The organism is Streptomyces sp. NPDC099050, assembly GCF_044759865.1.
Lineage (GTDB): Bacteria > Actinomycetota > Actinomycetes > Streptomycetales > Streptomycetaceae > Streptomyces.
Genome location: NZ_JBIWAE010000016.1, coordinates 101,700 through 124,519, shown reverse-complemented (window position 1 = coordinate 124,519; position 22,820 = coordinate 101,700). Strand labels below are relative to the sequence as shown.

Genomic DNA, 22,820 nt, shown 5'->3' with positions numbered 1-22,820 from the left:
CAGAAGGTGAATCATGGCCATGTCCCCGATCGCGCCGTACCGGATGCCCGGCGACGGCGATCTGCCGAACGCCGCGGTGCCCTGGCGCCCGCACCCGGACCGGGCCGTCGTGCTGGTGCACGACATGCAGCGGTACTTCCTGCGCCCGTTCCCGGCCGGTCAGTCTCCTATGACCGAACTGGTCTCCAACGTCTCGAGCCTGCTCGCCACGGCGCGCAAGGCCGGAGTGCCCGTGATGTACACGGCTCAGCCGGGTGGCATGAGCCGCCGGGACCGCGGGCTGCTGCACGACCTGTGGGGTCCTGGCATGGGCGTCGAGGAGGCCGACCGCGGCATCGCCGACGATGTCGCCCCGGAGCCTGACGACGCGGTGCTGACCAAGTGGCGCTACAGCGCGTTCTACCGGAGCGATCTGGAGGAACGCCTGCGGCGACTGGGAAGGGACCAGCTCATCGTCTGCGGCGTCTACGCGCACATGGGCTGCCTCATGACCGCCAGCGACGCGTTCAGCCGCGACATCCAACCGTTCCTGGTGGCGGACGCACTGGCCGACCTGTCGCTCGACGACCATCTCATGGCCCTGCGCTACGCCGCGGACCGCTGCGCGGTGCCGCTGTCCACGCATGACGTGCTGTCCGACCTGCAGCAGTAGCCGGCCGCGTCACCCACGCGAAACCATCCCCTGTTCACGTGATTCGCTCCGCGGTCCGCCGCACGGAGCGAAGAGAAAGGAATGCCTCAATGTCCGACCGCACCCAGGTAGTCGTCATCGGTGGAACGTCGGGAATCGGGCGGCACTTCGCCCAGTCGTGCGCCGAGCAAGGGCACGACGTGGTCATCACCGGCCGCACGGAGGACCGGACCAAGGCCATAGCCGACGAGATCGGCGGGCGGACCCGCGCAATCGCGCTGGACCTGGTCGACACGGAAGGGATCGCGGCCGCCCTGGCCGACGTGGAACGAGTCGACTGGCTGGTGCTCTCGGCGCTCGACCGGGACTTCAACACGGTGCGCGAGTACCGCCCGGCCGATGCGGCGCGCCTCCTGACGGTGAAGCTCATCGGCTACACCGCGGTCCTGCACGCTCTCGCCCCGAAGCTGACGGACGACAGCGCGGCCGTACTGCTCGGCGGTCTTGCCAGTCACCGGCCCTACCCCGGCTCGACGACCGTGACGACCGCCAACGGCGGCATCGGCGCGCTGATCAGAACGCTGGCAGTGGAACTCTCGCCGGTCCGGGTCAACGCGCTGCACCCGAGCATCGTGGCCGACACGCCGTTCTGGAGCGACAAGCCGGGCGCGCGGGAGGCTGCCGAAACGCGTGCGCTGAGCAAGCGGCCGGTGACGATGCAGGACTGCACCGAGGCGATCACGTTCCTGCTCCGGAACCGCTCGGTCAACGGTGTCAACCTCAACATCGACGGCGGAGACGTGCTCATCTGAGCCGTGCTCAGCCGGCGCTCGTCCTGACCCGCCAAGGCCCCCACCAGCCGGCCGCGCCCTGTCCGTGCTCCCGCTCCGCGCGGGTGTAGCGGGAGAGATCCCGGGCCGAGAACAGGGCCATGCCCGCGCTGAAGGCGGCCACCGGTACCGGAAGCCGCGCCCAGTACGTGAGCCGGCCGTCGACGTACCACTGGGCCTCCTGCGTCTCAGCCCGGTAGGTGATGGCGTAGTGGTGCTCACGCCCCGGCTCCGTCGGCACGTCCAGGATGACCCTGTGCATGTAGTGGTCGTGCGGCGCGGTCACGCCCGGTAGCACCAGTCGCTCGACGACCGCGTACACGGTGTCGTTGGTCGCGGCGGTGTTGAGCACGACGCCGGTGTCCAGGTCGAACAGGTTCACCGTGCCGAAGGCGTCGACCGGGTCGTAGGGGATCTGGCCAAGGGTCCGTACCCCCATGTCGACCTCGAACGTCAGCTGCCCCGTCGCCGGCACGGGGAAGCGCCGCACGGACTGGTACATCTGCTTGGCGTTGTTCTGCCGCGGGTCCGTGTCGTGGAAGCGGGTGAACGGGTCGACGGTCAACTCCAGTCGCCCGTCACCGGTTCGCACGAGCGCGTTGCGGTCCTGGTAGAGGTGCCGCTGCCCGTCGACCCCTTGTACTGCCATGACGGTCCAGCGAGCGGGATCGAGTTCACCGCTCGTGAAGTCGTCGTACGTCCATGCGTCTGTCTCCGGTACTGGCGTCATTCGGACACCATCGGCCCCGCCGCCGCCGCAGGACATCACACGTTCGCGCGGTTCGGCCGGGTCATCACGCCATCTCTCCACGGCACGCCGGAGTTCCCGTGAATGGGCCATGCCCCGGCGGGAGGGATGGCCGAGACTGCCGTACTAACCACCACATCGCGACGTCGTCCTGTGCGACGTCCTCAACAGGGGAGTGTCATGGACACGATGGACTCGCCAGTGGACGGTGACCGCTATGTCGCTGTATACGACAGTGCTCCGTTCCAGGCCCTAAAACGACGATCGAACGGCTTCACGCTCTGGGCGAGCGTCATCTTCCTCGGGTGGTGGTTCCTCGTCATCGTGCTGGCCGCGTTCGCGCCGGACTTCTTCCGGCAGGGGATCGCCGGCCCCATGAACGTGGGCCTGCTGTTCGTCCTCCTGTCGTTCGCTCTCGTGGTGACGCTCTCGGGCGTGTACCTGCGATTTGCGCGCACCCAGCTGGATCCCCTCAGTGAGCAGATCCGGGCCGACCTGGAAGGAGACCTCCGATGACCGACGTTCTTGCTGATCCGTCGTCCCGGATCGCCGTATTCCTCGCGGACCCGCCGCCCCCGGTGGACAACACCTGGGCGGCGCCGGCCGTCGCCATCCCCATCGCCGTCGCCATCGGCATCCTGCTCTTCGTCATCGTGAGGAAGGCGCGCGGCAGCGCACGCACCTCCTCGGACTTCCTCATCGCGGGCCGGCGGATCAGCGTCCCGCAGAACACCCTCGCGTTCGCCACGGCGCCGATCATGTACTCGACCATGGTCATCATCACCGGGCACATCGCGCTGAACGGCTTCGACGCCGTACTCCTGTTGACGGCCTTCACCATGTCCATGGTGGTATCGCTGCTGATATACGCCGGGCCGCTGCGCAACGTGGGCGGGCACACGCTGGGTGACCTGTTCGCCCTGCGCGCCGACGAGCGCACGGCACGGACCGCGTCGGCCGTGGTCGTTCTGCTGACCTACGTCATGTTCCTGATCGTCACCATGGCCGCGCTCGCCTTCGTCATCTACCGGCTGTTCGGCCTCGAGTCCCTGCCGGCAGTGGCCGCCGTGACCATCGTCGTCGGCCTGATCATCGTGCTGTACGTGTTCATGGGCGGGATGCTCGGCGTCACCCGGATGCTGATGGTCAAGGCCGTTCTGGTCATGGGACTCGTGGCAGTGCTGACCGTGTTCGCACTGGCCAAGTACAACCTGAACGTCTTCAGCCTGCTGGAGGACGCCCAGGCCAACGCGAAGCCGGACAAGCGCGGTTACGACCTGCTGGGCCCCGGCCGCCTGTTCGGAGAGGGCTCCACGCGTTCCGCTCCGCCGGAGGCGGACCCGTGGGTCCACCTGTCGAAGGTCTTCTCCATCGTCGTCGGCACCGCCGGCATCCCGTTCCTCTTCATGCGCAACTACGCGGTGCGCAGCGGACGGGACGCGCGCAAGTCGGTCGGCTGGGCATCGATGCTCGTCGTCGGCTTCTACGCCTGCATGTCCCTTCTCGGCCTCGGCGCCGTCGCGATCCTCGGCGGCAAGGAAATCGGCGTGATCGCGGCCCACCGTGACACCACCCTGCCGAAGCTCGCGGACGAACTGGGCGGGCCGGCCATGGTCGGCGCACTCGGTGCGATCTCCTTGCTGGTGGTCGCCGCGGTCCTGGCGGCCCTGCTGATCAACGTGGTGACGTCCATCAGCAAGGACATCAGCGTGGTGCGCGGCCGAAAGCTGGGACCCGAAGCCGAGTTGAAGGCCATCCGGCGCAACGTCGCGATCATCGGGATCGTCTCCGTGGTCGCCGGTGTCGCGATGCTGCCGGTGCTCACCCACGTCTTCATCCCGACGGCCATCGACCTCGGCGGCGCCGCGGTCCTGCCGGCGGTCGTCTACTCGCTGTACTGGCGGCGCTTCAACACCGCGGGACTCAAGTGGGCGGTCTACGGCGGGATCGCCGTGACCATGTTCCTGGTCGTGTTCTCCAACGGAGTGTCGGGTGACGAGGCGGCCATCTTCGCCGACGCCGACTTCAAGTTCGTCGACTTCGAGCCCGGACTGGTCTCCATACCCGTCGCCTTCCTGCTCGGCTACATCGGCACGATCACCAGCAGCGAGCGCAACGACGCGGCCTTCGCCGAGATGCAGGTCCGTGCCCTCACGGGGGCCGTCATTCCGGCTCGGAAGGAAGCGCCGGCCGACGGCGCGGACCAGCTCGACCGGCAGACCCCGGTCCCCAGCGAAGCACGCTGAACAACCGCGAACGGTGTGGGGCGGTCGAGCCGCCCCACACCCCTTTGGAGGGGCAAACGTGGATCCGGTACCGGTTCTGATCGTGGGCGCGGGCCCAGTCGGCATGGTCGCCGCCCTGGAACTCGCCCGCCAAGGCGTGCCCAGTGTTCTCGTCGACCGCGAGTTCGAGACGTCCAGTCATCCCAAGCTGGACTACGTCAGCTCCCGCAGCATGGAGTTCTTCCGGCGACTCGGCATAGCGGACGATGTCCGGTCCGCCGGAGTCGGCCCCGAGCACGAGGCCGACGTGATCTGGTCGACCGGCCTTGCCGGTGAGCCGATCACCTCGTGGAACCTTCCCTCGGTGTCCGAGCAGTGGCTACGCATCACCGAGATCAACGACGGCACCGAACCGGGCCAGCCCGGCCAGCGGATCTCCCAGATCGAGCTGGAGCCGGTCCTGCGTGCCCACTGCCTGCGCGAGCCCCTCATCGAGCTGCGCTGCGGGCTGCGGTTCGACTCGCTCACCCAGGACGACGAGGCGGTGGCCAGCCTGCTGGTCGATGAGATGACCGGTGAGGAGGTCCGACTCCGATCCCGGTACGTGATCGGTTGCGACGGTGCCTCGAGCCAGGTCCGCCTTGCCCTGGGCATCGGGGAGGAGAGCTTCGACGTACCCGGACTGCCGGGCGCCTTCATGGTGCACTTCAAGAGCCGCGACCTGGACACCCTGCACCGGCACGGGCGGTTCTGGCACTACTTCGCCTTCCGCTACATCATCATCGCCCAGGACGAGGTGGACACCTGGACCGTGCACGTCAACGGCATGGACCCCGCCGAGTTCGATACGCCGCCGGCCGATCCGGAGGCCTTCCTGCTCGAAACGATGCAGACGGACCTGAAGATCGACAAGGTCCTCCTGACCTCCCGTTGGCGCCCCGGCTTCATGATCGCCGACCGGTACCGCGACGGACGGGTCCTGCTCGCGGGGGACTCCGCCCACCGCATGTTCCCGACGGGCGCGTACGGAATGAACACCGGGATCGGCGACGCGGTCGACGCGGCCTGGAAGCTCGCGGCCCTCATCAAGGGCTTCGGCGGCCCAGGCCTGCTCGACAGCTATGAGACCGAGCGCTACCCGGTGGGTCTGCGCAACGTCCACACGTCGCACCGGCACCTCGGCGTGCACCTCAAGGCGGGGGAACTCCTCCGAGGGGGCGCCCCGCTCGAGGCCGTCGCAGCCTTCCTCGAAGCCGAGCGCGGCGAGAACGAGTACCGGGGAATCGAACTGGGCTACCGGTACAACGGCTCGCCCGTCATCTGCCACGAGGACGCCGCCGAACCCCCGTACAGCCCGGCCGAGTACACGCCGACGACCTGGCCCGGAGGGCGTCCGCCCAGTCTCCTCCTGGAGGACGGCAAAGCGATCTACGAGCTGTTCGGCCCGTCCTTCACCCTCATCGACTTCGCCGGGGACGGCAGGGCCGACGCGCTCCTGGAAGCGGCGGCGGCTCAAGGTCTGCCGGTCAGCCACCAGGTGGTGACCGACGCGACCGCCCGCCGGACATGGGAACGCGACCTCGTCCTGCTCAGGCCCGACCATCACGTGGCCTGGCGGGGGAACGAGGTCCCCTTCGACCCGGCTGCCGTGGTCCAGCGGGTACGAGGCGCTGCGTGCTGATGGAGCGATCCAGCGCTACGGCAGACCTCGCCCCACTCGGCCCGTGGGAGGACATGCCGGCGGACCAGCAACCGGACTGGCGCGATCACGCCGCCTATGCCGAAGCGTGCGATGAGTTGGCCTCGGCTCCGCCCCTGGTCACGGGCGCCGAGGTGCGGCGACTGCGAGGGGCGCTGTCGCGATTGGAGCCGTCCGACGCCCTCCTGCTGCAACTGGGCGACTGCGCCGAGAGCTTCTACGAGTGCACGCCTGGGCACGTGACGCAGAAGCTGCGGCTCATCGACAGGCTGGGAGACCGGCTCGGTGCACTTACCGGGCAGAGTGTCGTCCGGGTCGGCCGCATGGGCGGACAGTTCGCCAAACCCCGGTCACAGGAGACCGAACGCCACGGCGGACAGACCATCCCCTCCTTCCGGGGACATTTGATCAACTCGGCGATTCCCACGGTGCTGACCCGGCAGCACAATCCGCGGCGCATGGTGATGGCCTACGAGGCCGCCGCCGAAGTGCACCGGGTGATGCGGACGCGCGGCCGGGACGGCGGACGTGCGCCGGCAGGGGAGGAAGTGTGGTCGAGCCATGAGGCCCTGGTCATCGACTACGAGTCCCGCTTGATCCGCGGGGACCCGGAGACGGACGAACTGTACTTGTCCTCCACGCACTTGCCGTGGATGGGAGAACGGACCCGCGCACCGGGCCACGCGCATGTCGCCATGCTCTCCTCCGTGGCCAACCCGGTGGGGTGCAAGATCGGACCGACCGCGAGTCCTGACGATGTGCTGAGGGTCTGCGAGGCGCTCGATCCGCGGCGTGAGCCCGGCCGCCTCATCCTGATACCGCGGATGGGCCGGGACCGGATCCAGGAGGCACTGCCGCCCCTCGTGCGCAGTGTGGCGAATGCGGGGCATCCGGTGATCTGGCTGTGCGACCCGATGCACGGCAACACGGTGGCCACACCGTCCGGACTGAAGACACGCCATCTCGCCGACGTGATCACGGAGGCGGTGCGATTCCGCACCGTCCTCGAGGAGAACCGGCAGCATGCCGGCGGCCTCCACCTGGAGGTCGCGGCGGACGACGTGACGGAATGCATCGGCGGTTCCGTGGAGAGCGAGGAACATCTGCGGCGTCGCTACACCTCGCTGTGCGATCCGCGCCTCAACGCCGAACAGGCCACCGACCTCATCGAGGCATGGTCGAAGGGAACGGCCCCGAACGGTTCCTGAGGCGCCGGCGCCCCCGGCCGGCGTGCGGACGCTGCCGGATGGCCTTCACCGCGACGGGAAGATCCTCCGGAGCAGCCGCCGCAGCCCGGTCCGGAGCCGGTCACCCCGGGGCTTCGCCGATGGCGTCCGATGCAGGCCCTCGATGACCTGTGCGGTGCCCCATGGCATGAGGAGCGGGGGAAGGTCCTGCGCCGCGGCCACGAGCCGGGCGTGTTCGGGATCTTCCGATTCCGGGGGCTCTTGATCATGCCGCATCGAAATACGCGCCTTTCGATAGGTGGGAGAATTCCGTCCCCGGAAGGCCGTATGCATTCCTGGCTGCATCCGCACCATCATGGCCCGGGGTTTCGCTGCGAGCAACGCCCCCAAGGCTTCATGTCGAGTAGTGGAAACTACTCGATCGAGCAGTGGACTGGAGGAAGTGCCTCGACTAGCCTCATTTTGAATCTCATGGCGATTGGCAGGGCATGGCGGCGCTAGTAATAGACATCCCGATTCCCTCCCGTAGACGATCGCTTCAAGACTCGAAGTTCGATCCAAAGGAGAATTTTCGGTGACGAATTTGAGGCGGCTGCAGAGTCCGCGCCCGGGATACATGGTGGCGATCGCCGCTTCGTTGGCACTGGTGGGATCGCTGGCCAGCGCGGCGCCCGCGGCTCCGCAGGCGCCGCAGGCGGCAACCGCAACCTTCGACCTCGATCAGGGGAACGCCCTGATCGGAGTCGTCTATCCGAAGTTCCAGCGGGTGTCGCGCGACCAGAGCTCGGGCCGTGCGGTGACGCTGACGGTGGACCACGCGATACTGATCGAGATGCCGTGGTTCGATGCCATAGCCCCGTACCACCCGACGGCCAAGGGCATCTTCTCGGACCTCGGCCGACGGCCGGCAGCGGAACACACGACACGCAACAAGAACATTGCGGTCATCTACTCCGCCTTCACCTCGCTCAACACATTCCTTCCGCAGTACAAGTCGCGCTGGCTCGAAATGATGGAGTCGGCGGGCCTCGATCCCAACAACACCGCGGAAGACCCGACCACTCCGAGCGGAATCGGAATTCTCGCCGCAAAGAATGCGATTGCGGCGAGGAAGGGCGACGGTTCCAACCGGGACGGCGATGAGGGTGGCCGCAAGTACAACCGGCAGCCCTATAGCGACTACACCGGATATCAGCCGGCCAACACCGTGGACTGGCTCCGCAACCCGTCCCGCTGGCAGCCGAACGTCACCTCGTCGAACAACGTCTACAAGGCTCAGCAGTTCGCGACCCCTTATTACGGCCGGGTGAAGCCGTTCACGTATGAAAGCCCCGACCGGTTCGCGGTGTCGCCGCCGACCAGCAGCAATCACCACAACCGCAAGGCCTACAAGGCTCAGGCCGACGAGGTCCTGAAGGCGTCGGCGCAGCTGGACGACCGAAAGAAGATGGCGGCCGAGCTCTTCAACGACAAGGTCGTGACGTTCGGCACCACCGCTGGAACTCCTGTGGTCACCGCAGGCAAGTACGACATCGAGAAGATGGTGCAGTACATCACCTCTTCCGACGTCGCCTTCGTCGACGTCACCATTGCCACGTGGCACTTCAAGCGGAAGTTCGACTCCGTCCGGCCGGTGAGCGCGGTCCGTTACCTGTACGGGGACAAGAACGTCACCGCATGGGGCGGGGTCGGAAAGGGCACGGTCGGCGACATCAGCGGAAAGGAGTGGAAGGGATACCTGAACGGGAATTCAGCAGACTCCGCCGAGTACCCCTCCGTTTCGTCCTCGCTCTGCCTCGCCTTCGCTCAGCAGGTCCGACGTTTCACCGGCACCGACGCGGCCCACATCAACGTGCCGGTGGCCAAGGGTTCCTCGCTGGTCGAGCCGGGGGTCACCCCCGCCAACGACATGAACCTGCAGTGGAGCAACTGGACCGACTTCGCGAAGGACTGCGGCGAGAGCCGGGTCTGGGGCGGCGAGAACTTCCCGGCCGCGATCGCGGCCACGCACCAGTACGCACCGCAGATCGGTGACCTGAGCTACGAGTTCGTTCAGCGGAAGCTGAACGGCGGCTGATCTACTGCGGGACCGACTCAGGTTGCCGGCAGCGCCCCATGGCGCCGCCGGCAACCTGCTGTTGTCCCTCGACGGGTGAGGGAACATGGCGATCAAGGTTGTCCCGGCCGAGAACGAAGCCCTCGCCAGGGAGGCGATCACCCTAGCCGACGGTGGCAGGACGGAGCAGGGTCCTGGTGCGTTCCCGGCGCCCCCACGCAACCGTGGCGCTGAGCAGGAGCAGAATCACTGCCAGGACGGAGAACGCGTCGGTGATGATGTTCGTGATCACCGCTCCGATCATCAAGCCGGCCAGTCCTAGCGCGGCGAGTCCCACAAGGCGCGGCGCGAGCAGGCCGAGGGCGCCTGCAACCTCGGCGACGCCGGTGAAGTACCTGAGCCACTGGCCGGCTCCGATGTCGTCAAAGGCTTCGACCATGGCCTCGGCGCCGAGGAGCTTTGCGGAGCCGGCAGCCAGAAAGACCAGCACCAAGAGTGCCTGGCACGTCCATAGGGCGATGTCTACGGCCCGGCCCGATCTGATCCCCGGTGAGTTTTCCTGCGTGTTCATGAAGTCCCCCGATTTTATTGTCAATTGGTTTGGATCGGCGTAGGCCGCTTGGACGATAGCCCGCGGCAGTCGGATGGGTCAATCATCAAAACTTGAACGCGCCGGGTGCTTCCGCCTCGGCGAACCGAGTTGCCGAAGTGGGTTCGACCGGCCGGGGATTTCCCGGATGCTCCGGGCTGCTGAGACGGGCGTTTGATCTGGTTCCTTCGGCAGGCGGCCGGTAACTGCGGACAGAACGGCCGCCAGCGGCCATTGGCACTCAGATTGCCGCTGCGGAGGCTCGGAGATCTGCGAGCGAATGCTGCGGTTGCAGTAGACGACTGCTGCAACAGCAGGCGTCACCTCGAAGGTGTACCGCCCCGAAGGTAGGCACAACGGCTACCACGGCATGACGACCAGTGAATACGCAGGTACTTACGCTTTCCCCTGTTCCAGTCATGAAGGTTGAAGGGGTCCCCATGTCCGTCCGTCACTTGCTTCCCGCCACCGCAGCCGCCGTGTTCGCGGGGTTCTGGCTTGCCGCACCGGCGTCCGCGAACGTCTTGCTCGCCGAAGGCGACGGCGGATCCGGGCGAGGTCCCTCCGCTGTGGCCCTGGTGTTCGCCCTGATCAGCGTGGTCCTCGGTGCACTGTCCCTGCGGGCCGCCAGTCGGGGCGGTGCGGCCAACGTACGGGTCAGGGCCATCGTGGGTCTGGCGCTGGGGCTGGTCGGGTTGATCGTTGGTGTGGTTGCTCTGGCCGGGGCAGACGGGGGTGTCGGCAGCGGCTCCGGGCGTGGTGGGTCCGTCGTGGCCGTGGTGCTCGCGCTGATCGGCGTGGGCCTCGGTGCGCTGGTCGTGGCCCGCTCCCGCCGCGCCGTCGCCTGACTCGATCACTTCCCCTTGGGCTGCGGGCCGGCCGGGGCCACCTATGGGCGATGCCCGGACACTGAAGTAGTCAATCTGGCAAGCATTCTGATGAAGACTCAGATCCCGGGGTCGCCGGCCGGGCACTGCTTGCCGCGTAATGCGGGCTGCCCGCCGGAGAGCCCGGGCGACTGCCGATGCGACGCAGAGTGATGCATGGGGTCGGGGGTTCGCCGATTCGGCGCGGACTGTGCTCGTGGGCTCAGCTCATGCGGTGGTGGATCAGCCGAGGGCGCTGCGCGGGAGCCGGTCGATGAGGATCATCGCCACGTCGTCCGTCAAGAGGCCCTCGGTGTGGCGGATCAACGCCTGGTGCAGTTCGTCCAGGAACTGCTGGGGGGAGGTGCCCGCGGGTATCCGCTCCATGGCCTGCGGCAGGGGGAAGAACTCGTCGGCACGGTTGCGGGCTTCGATCACGCCGTCGGTGTAGAGCAGCAGCCGGTCACCGGGAAGGAACGGATGGCTCTCAGGTGGGGCGGGAGGGCCGCTGACGAGGTCTTCGAGACCGAGCGGCGGCATGGGGGAGGCGGGCATCAGGGCCTGAACCTTGCCCTGGCGCAGCACCAGTGGAGGCGGATGGCCGCGGCTGACCAGGTGCACCACCGGTTCGTCGGGCACCTCGGCGATGAGCGCGGTGGTGAATCCCTCCAGGAGGACTTCGGGGAGTTCCGCCTGGGAGTAGGTGCCCGGGACGGTCGCCTCCCGCCGCAGCGCGGCCGCGCAATGGTTCATGACCTCCTGCAGTTCGTGCTCGTAGTGCACGGCCTCCCGGAACGCGCCCAGGGCCACCGCGACCGCGCGTATGGCGGACAGCCCTTTCCCCCGCACGTCCCCCACGATCAGCCGGACGCCGTAGCGCGTCTGTACGGCCTCGTACAGATCCCCGCCCACCTGTGCTCCCGTCCCGGCCGCGAGGCACATGCTGGCCGCCCGCACCGGGCCCAGGAATTCGGGAACGGGCCGCAGGACGACCTCCTGAGCCGCCACCGCGATCCGGCGGACCTGGTCGAGTTCGCTCTGCCTGCGCGCACGTACCGCGTTACTCAGGGTGACGCCGGCCACGGACACGACGACGATGCCCAGGAAGTTGCCGATGATGAGCTGGGTCTGGGTTCCCCAGGACTGGTTGTACGTCGCGGAGGTGGCGTTCACGGCCGCGGCGAGGGCTGCCGCGGACAGCGTGCCCACCGGGCCCATCGTCAGGGCGGCCAGTGCCGGCGTCGTGGTGAGGACGGGGCCGGTGACCAGGTCGTGTGCGGGCGAGAGCTCGATGCCCAGCACGCCCAGCGCGATCGCGAAGGGCGCGCACTGGGCCAGTGCGAACAGGAGCGCTCCGTGACCCCCCGTTCGGCCGGGAGGCGGGCGAGGATGTGACCCCATGGGACCAGCCTGCCTTCCGGAACCTGTTACGGCCTCCCGGACACCCGTGACCCCCTCATCGCCCCCATCGCCCCCATCGCCCCCATCGCGCACACGCGGTCTCACACGCGGTCTACGGAGCGCGGTGGACGCGGGCGAGGACGAGGACGGTGTCGTCGGTCGGCGGGGTGGGCAGCAGGCTCGCGAGGATGTGGTCCGCCATCGCTTCCAGCGGCCCCGGGGCTCCCCGCAGTTCGACCCGCAACGCTTCCAGGCCGGTGTCGATGTCCCGGCCGCGCGCCTCGATGAGGCCGTCGGTGTACAGCGCGAGGGTCGTGCTCCCGGGGAGTTCGATCTCGGTCGTCCGGAAGGGGAACCCGCCGACGCCGAGAGGGACTCCCAGCACGTCGTCGATGGTCTCGACCGTGCCGTCCGGCCTGAGCAGCAGGGGCGGGGGATGGCCGGCGCTGGCGACGCGGGCGCGGCCGCTCTTCGGGTCGTAGGCGATGTACAGGCACGTCGCCAGCTCGATGCCCGCCTCCTGGGCGCACGCGTCGAGCTCCGCGAGCAGGTCGGAGGGCTCGCTGTCGTGCCTGGCCAGGGCCTTGGTGGTGATGCGGAGGCGGCCCATGGCCGCGGCGGCCGACACCCCGTGCCCCATCACGTCGCCCACCACGAGGACGACCCGGCCGTCGGGCAGGTTGATCACGTCGTACCAGTCGCCGCCGACCTCGGTGATGCGGCTGCCGGGTACGTACCGGTGGGCCACGTCCGCGTACGGGCTGGTCGCCAGCACGCTGGGCAGCAAAGCCCGTTGCAGGGTGAGCGAGATGTCCTGGACGCGGCCGTAGAGACGGGCGTTGTCCAGACAGATCGCGGCACGTGAGGCGAGCTCACCGGCCAGGCTGACGTCGTCCCTGGTGAAGGCCGGCCGGTGGGCGGACCGGCCGAACATGGCGATTCCCTGGACGGTGCCCCTGGCGATGAGCGGGGCGATGAGCACACAGGCCAATCCGCTCTCGGCCAGGAGCCGCGCACGTGACTCGATGAGGACGGTCCGGGCCAGGAACTCCTCGTTCACCACGGCGGAGATGGCGCGGCCGGTCCGCAGCATGTCGTGGATGACGGAGCCGGGCGGATACCGCACCGTCTCCACCCCGCTCACGAGCTCGGTGGCCGGAGGGGGCAGGATCGTCCCCGATGCGATCCGGCGGGTGACGAGCGGTCGCCCCGGGTCAAAATCCGCTGCCTCGTCCGTCCACTGCACGAGTTCGACCACCGCGCCGTCGCAGAAGTCCGGCATCGACGCGTCGACCAGCTCCTGGGCCGTGAGGTTCAGATCGAGGGTGGTCCCGATGCGCGTGGAGGCCCCGGCGAGCAGGGTCAGCCTCCGACGGCCGGCGGTGGCTTCCAGGATGGCCTGTTCCCGGTCGGTCACGTCCACCATCAGCCCGCCCACTCCGGGGCGCGAGCCGACCGCCTGGGTCAGGGGGAAGAAGCTCACCGACCGTACCTGGTCACTGTCCGGATGCCCGCGCGGGCGCGTGCCCACCAGCGCCCCCACGACCGGCGGCCCGCCCAGGGCGACGGCCCGGAGCATGCTCCGGTACTCGCCGCCGTCGGACACGAGCATGAACTCGTCGATGGGCCGCCCGAGGTGCGCCTCGACCGGGAGGCCGTCCATGTCGGCGAGCGCCTGGTTGAGGTGGACGTACCGCAGGTCCGGGTCGAGCATGAGCAGGCCGATGGGGCAGGTCTCGAAGAGGGCGTCGAGGAAGGCGAGGTTGGTCTTGACCCGGTCGAGCTCGTCGCTGCGGCTCGCCAGGACCATCACCACCGAACGTCCTCCGGCTCCCCGCACGGAAAAGGCCCGGAAACCGCATGCGAAGACCGTGGCGTCACGATGCCGCGCCGTCAGCCGGCCCCTCCAGTACCCCAGGGTCCGGCCCCGCTCCGTGAGCCGGGCGCAGGAACCGGAGCCGCTCCGGGACCCGTCGGCGAAGAGAACGGCGCCGGGCTCGGACAGGACTGCGGCGGAGTCGTACCCGAAGAGGTCCCGCGCACCGGGCCCCCAGTAGCAGACGAGGTCGCCGTCATCGACACCGAAGACGGCCACGGGCACGTGCTCCAGCAGCGCCCCCGGCTCGGACCAGAACGGGCCGTGGGTCTCCTCGCCCCCCGGCAGAGCCGATGGCACGGGACGTCCCCTTCCACCCGCCGTTCCCTCCATTATGGCGCGGGGTGGTGAAGATCACGGTCCGTAAGGCCCTGGCTACGGTCGCGTAGGTCATGATCCGCGGTGAAGTATGGGCTCCCGTGGCAGCGACGACGACATTCAAGACCAAGACCATTGGCTCGTACGCGGCGCTCGGGGACAGCTTCACCGAGGGCGTGGGGGACCCGGGACCGGGGGTCACCTTCCTCGGCTGGGCGGACCGGCTGGCCGTCCTCCTGGCCGATCGGTGCGCGGAGCGGTACGAGCACTCCGGGGCATCCGACGACTTCGGCGGCCCCGGCGGCCCCGGCGGGGCGGGCGAATCCGGGGCGCAGGCCGGTTCCGGCGCGTTCCGGTACGCGAACCTGGCCGTACGGGGCCGGCTGCTGGACCAGATCGTGGCCGAGCAGGTCCCCCGGGCCAAGCAGCTCGCACCGGACCTGGTGACCTTCTGCGCGGGCGGCAACGACATCATCCGGCCCGGCAGCGATCCGGACGACGTGGCCGAGCGGTACGAGGCGGCCGTGCGCGACCTCACCGGATCCGTCGGCCTGGTCGTGATCACCACCGGCTTCGACACGCGCGACGTCCCGGTCCTCAAGCACATGCGGGGCAAGATCGCGACGTTCAGCGCGCACGTCCGGTCGATCGCCGACCGGTACGAGTGCCCCGTACTCGACCTCTGGTCGCTGAAATCCATACAGGACCGGCGGGCCTGGGACGGCGACCGGCTGCACCTCTCGCCCGAGGGGCACACCAGGGTCGCCCTGCGCGCCGCCCAGGTGCTCGGCCTCGACACGCCGGCCGATCCGGACCAGCCCTGGCCGCCGATGCGGCCGCGCGGCTCGGTGGACACCACCCGCGACAACATCCACTGGGCCCGTGAGCACCTCGTGCCGTGGATCGGCCGGCGGCTGCGCGGGGAGTCCTCAGGCGACCACGTGGAGCCGAAGCGGCCGGACCTGCTGCCGCTGTAGGCGAGGAACGGGAGGTCGCGCGGGGCCCGGCGGGCAGGGGGCGGGGCGCGTTCGCGGGCGCGCGGCGGAATCCTTGGGGGGTGTCGCGCGTTGGGATGGTGGTAATCATGAGAACGCCCTGCCCGCACCCCCCACACTGGAGGCGCCTTGACCGGCTCCCGTCCCTTGCGTCCACGGCTGCGCGCACTGCGGCCCGAAGCCTTCGGCGCGGACCCGTCCGGTGCCCGGCTGGAGCGGATCCGGCGTTCGCCGAACTTCGCCGACGGAATCTTCCAGAACCCGGCCGGTACCAGGACCAGACCCTCCGGATCCATGGCCGAGTTCGCCAAGATCTACTTCCACAAGGAGCAGCGGCTCCGGCGTAGCCCCGGGGCTCCCATCCCGGTCTACCCGACCACCCTCGCGGAGCTCTCGAAGCCCCCGGCGAGCGGCCTGCGGCTGACGTGGATGGGCCATTCGAGCGTGCTCGCGGAGATCGACGGGCGCCGGGTCCTCTTCGACCCGGTCTGGGGCGAGCGGTGCTCCCCCTTCCCCTTCGCCGGGCCCAAGCGCCTGCACCCGGTCCCCGTACCGCTGGCCTCGCTGGGCGAGGTGGACGTGGTGGTGATCTCGCACGACCATTACGACCACCTCGACCTGCCGACCATCAAGGCCCTGGCCGGCACGGACACGGTATTCGCCGTCCCGCTCGGCGTCGGCGCGCACCTGGAGCGCTGGGGCGTCCCGGCCGACCGGCTGCGCGAGCTCGACTGGAACGAGAGCGCCAAGGTCGCCGGACTCTCGCTCACCGCCACCCCGGCCCAGCACTTCTGCGGGCGCGGCCTGCGCAACCAGCAGTTCACCCTGTGGGCGTCCTGGGTCGTCGCGGGCGACGAGCACCGGATCTACCACAGCGGGGACACCGGCTACTTCTCCGGCTTCAAGGAGATCGGCGCGGCGCACGGCCCCTTCGACGCGACGATGATCCAGATCGGGGCGTACTCGGAGTTCTGGACCGACATCCACATGACGCCCGAGGAGGGCGTGCGCGCCCACCTCGACCTCCAGGGCGGGGCCGCGCGCGGCACGATGCTGCCGATCCACTGGGGCACCTTCAACCTGGCCCCGCATCCGTGGGACGAGCCGGGCGAGGGCACGGTGACCGCCGCCGAGGGTGTCGGGGCGGCGATCGCCCTGCCGGTGCCGGGGCAGCCGTTCGAGCCGGGTGCGGCGGACGCGCCGAGCGCGCCGTGGTGGCGGCCCTTCGTGGCCGCGGGTTCGCCCCCGCCGGTCACGGCGGCCCGGCCCGCCGTGGTCGGGAGGCCGACAGCCGTGACCCGTGAGGAGCCGGAGGCGGTGGGGTCGTAGACCCCTCGGCTTGGAACGGAGCCGGAGCGGGCCCTCCTGATGCGGGAGGGCCCGCTCCGGTGTGCTGCGGTGTCGCGGTGGTGCTGCGGGTGTCGCGGTGCCGCCCGGAGGGAAGCTACCGCCGGTGCCCGTGCTGCACGTCCAGGCACAGCGCCCAGACGTCGGAGTAGCTGCCCGGGGAGGGCGAACCGCCACTGCGGGTGGCTGCCGTCCAGTGCGACGGGTTGGAGCTCCCGTCGCCGACCGGGCTGCCGCCAGAGGTGCTGGGGAAGCTGCCGTTGAGGTGCGGGCCGCCCGAAGTCGCCTTGCTGAAGTCGGTCGTGGTCACGTTGCCTCCGCTGATGGCGGCGCCCCCGCTGACCAGCTGTCCGTCCTCGCGGGAGCAGCCGGCTGTGGCGGTCTGTCCCGTGGAGGCCGTGTTCGGGCCGCTGACCTCGGTGAAGCGGACCGTCGTGGAGACGTGCTTGAGGTTGATGTCGTCCGCGCTGCAGATCGCGTAGGCGTAGGTCATGTTGTCCTGGCCGCGTCCGCCGCCGATCCCCCCGACCGCAGTCCAGGAGTTGGGGTCGCTCTCGCCGTCACCGGCGGCGATCGAGCCGAAGTGGTGCTCGGCGTCGTTGAAGGTGGGGAAGCTGGCGATCGGCTTGAGGCTGCCGACGCTGGCCGGGGTGGTGCGGGCGCCGCCGCCGATCAGGACCGTGCCGGCCGGGCAGGTCGCCGTCACGAGACGGTGCGTCAGCGCGGTGGAGGGCCCGGGGGCCTTGTTCATGACCACCTGGGTGTGCCGGATCAGGTTGCTCTGGAGGCAGATCGCGTAGGGGGTGGTGGAGAAGGCGGCACTGCTGTGGCTGCCGCTCCCGCCGAACGCCATCCAGTGCGTGGCGTCCCTGCCGACGATCCCCGGCGTATCGGTGTACTCGTTGGCGCCGTCGGCACTGGGCACCATGCCCATCACGTGGTTGCCGTTGGAACTCCCGTCGTTCCCGATGGTCTGGTCGGCGCCGCCGCCCGAGACCAGGCCGTTGGGGCAGTCCGCGTGCGAGGAGACCCCGGTGAAGGGGGTCGCGGGGCCCATGGTGGCCCCGGGAGTGATGACGGTGACATCGGCGGTCTTGGCGTACGCGGCTCCCGGCACCGCCACGGTCAGCAGGGCGGCCAGGATCAGGGCCTTGCCGGTGGCGGAGCCCCGCCGGAGTTTCGTGATCATCGGTCTTCTCTCTCTTGCTTCCTTGTGCGTGGCCGGTCGTCCGCAATCGCTGTCTCAGACGCCGTCGTCGGCGCACAGCGCCCAGACGTCGGTGTAGGTGCCGGGCGAGGACTGTCCGCCGGTGTGGGCGGCGGCCGTCCAGTAGGCCGCCGTGGTGGTCCCGTCGCCGACCGGGCTGCCGCCGGAGGTGCTGGGGAAGCTTCCGTTGAGGTGGTCGCCGCCCGCCCCCGGGCCGGTGAAGTCGGTGGTCGTCACGCTGCCTCCGCTGATGGCGGCGCCCCCGCTGACCAGCTTCCCGTCACCGCCGGCGCAGCCCACGGTGGCCGTCTGTCCGGTGCTGCCGGAGGTCGGGCCGCTGACCTCGCTGAATCGGACCTTCACCGTGGCGCCGCTGACGTTGATGCCGCTTCCGCTGCAGATCGCGTAGGCGTAGGTGTAGTTGGCGCTGTTGGAGCTGCCGGCCCAGCCGACGGCCGTCCAGGAGTCGTGGTTGGTCTCTCCGTCCGCCGCGGCCTTCGCGCCGTAGCTGTGGCCGGAGTTGTTGAAGGTGGGGAAGCTCGCGATCACCTTGTAGCTGCCTGTGTTGCCCGGGGTGGTGCGGGCGCCGCCGCCGAGCAGGCGGGTGTTGGCCGGGCAGGTCGCGGTGACGCGTCCCACCGTCGCCCCGGTAGTGGGGGTGTTGGCCTTGTTCATGACGACCTGGGTGTGGTTGATCAGGTTGCTGGTGAAGCACATCGCGTACGGGGTGCTGGAGAAGGAGGCGTTGACCTGGCCCCCGGTACCGCCGATGCCGAGCCAGTGCGTCACGTCGGTGCCAACCACACCGGTGGAGCCGGTGTATTCGGTGGTGCCGTCGGAGCTGGGCGAGGTGCCGTTGACATGGTTGCCGTTCACACCAGCGCCGGTGCCGATGGCCTGGCTGATGCCGCCGCCGGAGATCAGGCCGCCGGAACAGTCCGCGTGCGTCGATATCTCGGAGTTGGCGGAGCCGGGCCCGCTGGTGGCTCCGGGGGTCTTCACGGTCACGCTCACGGTGTTGGCGTAGGCGGTTCCCGGCACGGCCAGGGTCAGTACGGCGCCCAGGAGCAGCGTCCTGCCCGCAGCGAAGCGGCGCAGAAGTCCTGCGGTCATGTGGATCTCCCCATTCGATGGGTTGCTGGGTGCTGGGTGCTGGGTGATGGGTGATGGGTGAATGGCGCTGGGCGATCGGCTGAGCCTTGCGGCACGGGAGTCGTCGTGGGTGCGGAGCTGTCACGGCATCACAACGGCTGCCTGCCTCGCGGATGTACGCCGCTCAGGGGCAGGCCAGGGGTACGGACTCGGCCCTTTCGCCGCTCTGTCATGAGCAGCGCATGCGGACTCTAGCAGCCCTTTATGGCTGCATCTACCTAGGGGATTCTCGAAATGGGACCGCATATGCCGAAGTGGAGTATGTGACTCCTCGGTAGCCGAGCGCAGTCGGTGGGGCGGGAGGGGGGCGAGGTGCGGGCGGGGGCTCCGGGAGGCGGCGCGTGCCCGCGGGGCGCCGGGGAGTGCGCGCTCCCGGCGCATTCGGGCTGTCGTACGAGCGCTCCATCGGGAGCGGGAAGCACCCGGGCGAAGTTCCCCAACTGGCCGTCCTGGGGCCGAGCATGCGGTCTAGCGTGGGTATCCGGTGATCAACACCGGATCCCGGGAAGCCCGGGGGCCGGGCCCCACCTACCGAGGACGCCGATGTCCGGACTCCGCGCCGCCCGCCACTCCCCGTCGAGACACGCCGTCACCGGTCCCGGTCGGCAGATACGGCCCCAGCTGATCCGCGCCGCCCTGCTGCCCACGCTGGCCGCCGGGCTCAGCGGCGCCGCCGCGGTGATCTTCGCGCTCCAGCTCGGCGGCGGCGCGGGCGCCCGCGACCCCCGGCTGTGGCCGGTGCTCAGCGGCTGCGCGCTGCTCTTCGCGGGCGCGCTCTCGGCCGCCCTGCTCGGGGCCCAGCGCACGGCCAAGACCGTCCGCGACCGCTGCGAGGCACTGCGCCGCTCCAGCGTCCGCGGCCGCCAGGAGCTGCACACCACCGCCGACCGGCTGGAGCGGGGCGAACTGCCCGCGCGCCCGGTGCGCGGCGGGCCGGCCGCGCCGTCGTTCGGCCCCGAGACGGCCGGTGTCGACGAGTTCTGGCTGCTGGCCCAGGAACTGCGGGGCGCCCGCGAACAGGCCCACGCGACCCTGGTTCGCCTCGGCGGCCCCGTCGCGCCCTCCGACAGCGACCGCAAGGTCGAGGTCTTCGTCAACCTCGCCCGCCGCCTCCAGTCCCTCGTGCACCGCGAGATCTCGTTGCTGGACGACCTGGAGGACACGGTCGAGGACCCGGACCTGCTCAAGGAGCTCTTCCACGTCGACCACCTCGCCACCCGGATCCGGCGCCACGCGGAGAACCTCGCGGTGCTCGGCGGAGCGGCTTCGCGCCGCCAGTGGACCCGGCCCGTCGACCTGAGCGAGGTACTGCGCTCCTCGGTCGCGGAGGTCGAGCAGTACACCCGGGTCAAAGTGGTGCCCCCCGCGGGCGGTTCGGTACGCGGCCACGCCGTGGCCGACGTCGTGCACCTGCTCGCCGAACTCGTCGAGAACGCCACCGTGTTCTCCGCGCCCGACACCGACGTGGTGGTGCGCGCGGAGCGGGTGACGGCCGGGATCGCGGTCGAGGTGGAGGACCGGGGCCTCGGCATGCCGCCCGAGGAAGCGCACCGGATGAACGCCCTGCTCGGCGACCCCGACCAGATCAGCGTCCGGCACCTGCTGGCCGACGGGCGGATCGGTCTGTTCGTCGTCTCCGCGCTGGCCCGCAGGCACGGGATCGCCGTCGAGCTCAAGTCGAACATCTACGGCGGCGTGCTCGCCGTACTGGTCCTGCCCCAGGAGCTGTTGGGGGCCGAGGCGCCGAGCGCGGCCGACGCCCTGGGCGGCTCCCGGGCCACCGCCTGGGGGACCGGCGAGGGGGTGGGAGCCGCACGCCTGGAGCCCGTACGGGTACGGCCCGGGCCGGAGCCCTCCGGCGCCCCGATCGCGCCCGCCGTCCCGGCGCCGGTGAGGACCGTGCCGGCGCCCCCCGCCCCGCCGCTCTCCGCCGTACCCGCCGCCAGGGACGGCGGCGAGCGGCCCCCGCTGCCCCGCCGGCGGGCCCAGGAGCACCTCGTGCCCCAGCTGCGGGAGGCCCCCGCACCCCGGCCGGGCGGCGGCGAGGGTGCGGAGCGGCCCCTACACGACCCCGGCCTGATGGCCGCCTTCCAACGGGGCTTCGGCCTCGCCCAGTCGGAGCACCAGACGTGACCCCGGCCCCTCACCCGACAGCTAAGGAGCGCACCCCCATGGGCGGCGAAGCGGCGACCACGATCAGCACGGCCACCACGATCAGCACGGCCACCACGATCAGTACGACGACCACCCGGCTCTCGGACCTCGACTGGCTGCTCAGCGGACTGGTCCAGCGGGTTCCGTACACGCGCAGCGCGGTCCTGCTGACCGCCGACGGGCTCGTCACCTGCCTGCACGGACTCGACGCCGACAGCGCCGACCACCTGGCGGCCCTCGCCTCCGGGCTGTACGCCCTGGGACGCAGCGCCGGGTCGCGGTTCGCGGAGGGCGCCGAGGTCCGGCAGGTGGTGGTCGAACTCGACACCGCCCTCGTCTTCGTCTCGGCGGCCGGATCGGGCACCTGTCTGGCCGTACTGGCCGACCGGGAGGCCGACGCGGGCGTGCTCGGCTACGAGATGGCCATGCTGGTCAAGAGCGTCCGCCCGTACCTGGCCGCCCCGCCGAGGCGGCCCGTCGCCGACGCGGAGCGATGAGGGCCCGCGCCAGGGGGGCGACGGCACCGGGGGGACCGCGCGACGCGCCGTGGCTGGACGATTCGGCGGGCCGGGTCATCCGGCCGTACACCGCGAGCGGCGGGCGGACGCGAGCGTCCGTCGCCCTCGACCTGCTGTCGCTGGTGACGGCGACCGGGGTGCGCCCGCGCGCCCCCCTCGGCGCCGAGCACGTCCTCGCGCTCCGGCTGTGCGCCGGTTCGGCCGCGGTCACCGTCGCCGAGGTGGCCGGACACCTGCGGCTGCCGGCGGTGGTGGTCAAGGTCGTCCTCGGCGACCTGATGGAACAAGGGGCCGTGACCGTGCGGGCGCCCTGCTTCCCGGTCGGCGCCTCCTTCGCCGACGACGACCAGTCCCTGCTCCGGGCGGTGCTCGATGGCCTGCGCAAACGGCTCTGACCCGGCCGCCCGCGGAGCCTCGGCGACCTTGAAGATCCTGGTCGCGGGCGGGTTCGGGGCGGGCAAGACCACCTTCGTGGGCGCGGTGAGCGAGATCGAGCCGCTGAGCACGGAGGAGCTGCTGAGCGGGCCGGGCGAGGCCGCCGACCCGCTCTACGGGGTCGAGGCGAAGACGACCACGACCGTGGCGCTGGACTTCGGCCGGATCACGCTGGACGAAGGGAACGTGCTGTACCTCTTCGGCACCCCCGGCCAGCAGCGCTTCTGGTTCCTGTGGGAGGAGCTGTGCGCGGGCGCGCTCGGGGCGGTGGTGCTCGCAGACACCCGCCGCCTCGACGACTGCTTCCCCGCCGTGGACTTCTTCGAGCGGCGGGGGGTCGGCTTCATCGTCGCCGTCAACGAGTTCGACGGCGGGCACCGCTACACCCCCGACGAGGTGCGGGACGCCATGGGGATCGGCGCGGAGGTGCCCGTGGTGCGCTGCGACGCCCGCCTGCAGAGCTCCGGAACGGGGGTGCTGGCAGCCCTGGTCCACCACCTGCTCGACACGTCGCAGCCCACGCGCGCGACGTACCCGGAGTACGAGATGTCCATGAGGTCCGCGCGGCGCGCGGAGTGACGTGATG

General features: G+C 70.1%; 20 protein-coding genes. 14 read left to right on the top strand and 6 right to left on the bottom strand.

Annotation, left to right across the window (positions count from 1 at the left end; genetic code table 11):
• Positions 1-13: 13 nt before the first annotated feature.
• Positions 14-652: an isochorismatase family protein gene (locus tag ACIQV3_RS25695; RefSeq protein WP_403715570.1), complete on the top strand. Its 639-nt coding sequence runs from the start codon at positions 14-16 to the stop codon at positions 650-652.
• 89 nt (positions 653-741) lie between these two features.
• Positions 742-1,443 (top strand): SDR family NAD(P)-dependent oxidoreductase, encoded by a 702-nt coding sequence (locus tag ACIQV3_RS25690; RefSeq protein ID WP_403715567.1) that lies wholly within the window; start codon positions 742-744, stop codon positions 1,441-1,443.
• Between the two features lie 7 nt (positions 1,444-1,450).
• Here ACIQV3_RS25690 and ACIQV3_RS25685 read toward each other — a convergent pair whose 3' ends face one another.
• Positions 1,451-2,191, bottom strand: a complete 741-nt coding sequence (locus ACIQV3_RS25685) for a DUF6081 family protein (RefSeq protein WP_403715563.1) — start codon at positions 2,189-2,191, stop codon at positions 1,451-1,453.
• Positions 2,192-2,389: 198 nt separating this feature from the next.
• Here ACIQV3_RS25685 and ACIQV3_RS25680 point away from each other — a divergent pair, with 198 nt between their 5' ends.
• The 5 genes from ACIQV3_RS25680 (at position 2,390) to ACIQV3_RS25660 (ending at position 9,397) form a co-directional block, all read left to right on the top strand.
• A complete protein-coding gene (locus ACIQV3_RS25680) occupies positions 2,390-2,725 on the top strand; it encodes a DUF485 domain-containing protein (RefSeq protein ID WP_403715560.1) in 336 nt (111 codons plus the stop codon).
• Complete coding sequence (locus tag ACIQV3_RS25675; protein WP_403715558.1) at positions 2,722-4,455, top strand: cation acetate symporter; 1,734 nt, start codon at positions 2,722-2,724, stop codon at positions 4,453-4,455. The genes ACIQV3_RS25680 and ACIQV3_RS25675 overlap by 4 nt, the downstream gene beginning before the upstream one ends.
• A gap of 58 nt (positions 4,456-4,513) precedes the next feature.
• Positions 4,514-6,115, top strand: a complete 1,602-nt coding sequence (locus ACIQV3_RS25670; protein ID WP_403715556.1) for an FAD-dependent monooxygenase — start codon at positions 4,514-4,516, stop codon at positions 6,113-6,115.
• Positions 6,115-7,341: a 3-deoxy-7-phosphoheptulonate synthase gene (locus ACIQV3_RS25665; RefSeq protein ID WP_403715747.1), complete on the top strand. Its 1,227-nt coding sequence runs from the start codon at positions 6,115-6,117 to the stop codon at positions 7,339-7,341. The genes ACIQV3_RS25670 and ACIQV3_RS25665 overlap by 1 nt, the downstream gene beginning before the upstream one ends.
• A gap of 595 nt (positions 7,342-7,936) precedes the next feature.
• Entirely contained in the window at positions 7,937-9,397 is a 1,461-nt protein-coding gene (locus tag ACIQV3_RS25660; RefSeq protein ID WP_403715553.1) for a DUF6851 domain-containing protein, read from the top strand.
• 142 nt (positions 9,398-9,539) lie between these two features.
• Here the strand turns inward: ACIQV3_RS25660 and ACIQV3_RS25655 are convergent, their stop codons facing one another.
• On the bottom strand, positions 9,540-9,947 hold the full coding sequence (locus tag ACIQV3_RS25655; RefSeq protein ID WP_403715551.1) for a DoxX family protein: 408 nt from the start codon (positions 9,945-9,947) through the stop codon (positions 9,540-9,542).
• A 458-nt stretch (positions 9,948-10,405) separates the two neighbouring features.
• On the opposite strand from ACIQV3_RS25655, the gene ACIQV3_RS25650 reads away from it, so the two are divergent.
• Positions 10,406-10,813, top strand: coding sequence for a DUF6223 family protein (locus ACIQV3_RS25650; RefSeq protein ID WP_403715549.1), 408 nt, complete (start codon positions 10,406-10,408; stop codon positions 10,811-10,813).
• Positions 10,814-11,074: 261 nt separating this feature from the next.
• Here the strand turns inward: ACIQV3_RS25650 and ACIQV3_RS25645 are convergent, their stop codons facing one another.
• Together ACIQV3_RS25645 and ACIQV3_RS25640 are read right to left on the bottom strand one after the other, a co-directional pair.
• Positions 11,075-12,232 (bottom strand): PP2C family protein-serine/threonine phosphatase, encoded by a 1,158-nt coding sequence (locus ACIQV3_RS25645; protein ID WP_403715547.1) that lies wholly within the window; start codon positions 12,230-12,232, stop codon positions 11,075-11,077.
• A 112-nt stretch (positions 12,233-12,344) separates the two neighbouring features.
• Positions 12,345-14,408, bottom strand: coding sequence for a SpoIIE family protein phosphatase (locus ACIQV3_RS25640; RefSeq protein ID WP_403715545.1), 2,064 nt, complete (start codon positions 14,406-14,408; stop codon positions 12,345-12,347).
• A gap of 92 nt (positions 14,409-14,500) precedes the next feature.
• On the opposite strand from ACIQV3_RS25640, the gene ACIQV3_RS25635 reads away from it, so the two are divergent.
• Together ACIQV3_RS25635 and ACIQV3_RS25630 are read left to right on the top strand one after the other, a co-directional pair.
• Entirely contained in the window at positions 14,501-15,403 is a 903-nt protein-coding gene (locus tag ACIQV3_RS25635) for an SGNH/GDSL hydrolase family protein (RefSeq protein WP_403715542.1), read from the top strand.
• Between the two features lie 147 nt (positions 15,404-15,550).
• Positions 15,551-16,750: an MBL fold metallo-hydrolase gene (locus ACIQV3_RS25630; RefSeq protein ID WP_403715540.1), complete on the top strand. Its 1,200-nt coding sequence runs from the start codon at positions 15,551-15,553 to the stop codon at positions 16,748-16,750.
• Positions 16,751-16,865: 115 nt separating this feature from the next.
• Here the strand turns inward: ACIQV3_RS25630 and ACIQV3_RS25625 are convergent, their stop codons facing one another.
• Complete coding sequence (locus ACIQV3_RS25625) at positions 16,866-17,957, bottom strand: hypothetical protein (protein WP_403715538.1); 1,092 nt, start codon at positions 17,955-17,957, stop codon at positions 16,866-16,868.
• 54 nt (positions 17,958-18,011) lie between these two features.
• On the bottom strand, positions 18,012-19,088 hold the full coding sequence (locus tag ACIQV3_RS25620; protein ID WP_403715534.1) for a hypothetical protein: 1,077 nt from the start codon (positions 19,086-19,088) through the stop codon (positions 18,012-18,014).
• A 582-nt stretch (positions 19,089-19,670) separates the two neighbouring features.
• Between ACIQV3_RS25620 and ACIQV3_RS25615 the strand changes: the two genes are divergently transcribed.
• The 4 genes from ACIQV3_RS25615 to ACIQV3_RS25600 are packed head-to-tail and all read left to right on the top strand — an operon-like array spanning position 19,671 to position 22,813.
• Positions 19,671-21,260: a sensor histidine kinase gene (locus tag ACIQV3_RS25615; protein ID WP_403715532.1), complete on the top strand. Its 1,590-nt coding sequence runs from the start codon at positions 19,671-19,673 to the stop codon at positions 21,258-21,260.
• Between the two features lie 38 nt (positions 21,261-21,298).
• Positions 21,299-21,778 carry a roadblock/LC7 domain-containing protein gene (locus ACIQV3_RS25610; RefSeq protein ID WP_403715530.1) on the top strand — a complete coding sequence of 160 codons (480 nt, stop codon included), beginning with the start codon at positions 21,299-21,301 and terminating at the stop codon, positions 21,776-21,778.
• Positions 21,775-22,194, top strand: coding sequence for a DUF742 domain-containing protein (locus tag ACIQV3_RS25605; RefSeq protein ID WP_403715528.1), 420 nt, complete (start codon positions 21,775-21,777; stop codon positions 22,192-22,194). The genes ACIQV3_RS25610 and ACIQV3_RS25605 overlap by 4 nt, the downstream gene beginning before the upstream one ends.
• The gene (locus ACIQV3_RS25600; protein WP_403715525.1) at positions 22,172-22,813 is read left to right on the top strand and encodes a GTP-binding protein; all 642 of its coding nucleotides are present in this window, start codon (positions 22,172-22,174) and stop codon (positions 22,811-22,813) included. The genes ACIQV3_RS25605 and ACIQV3_RS25600 overlap by 23 nt, the downstream gene beginning before the upstream one ends.
• Positions 22,814-22,820 lie beyond the last annotated feature (7 nt).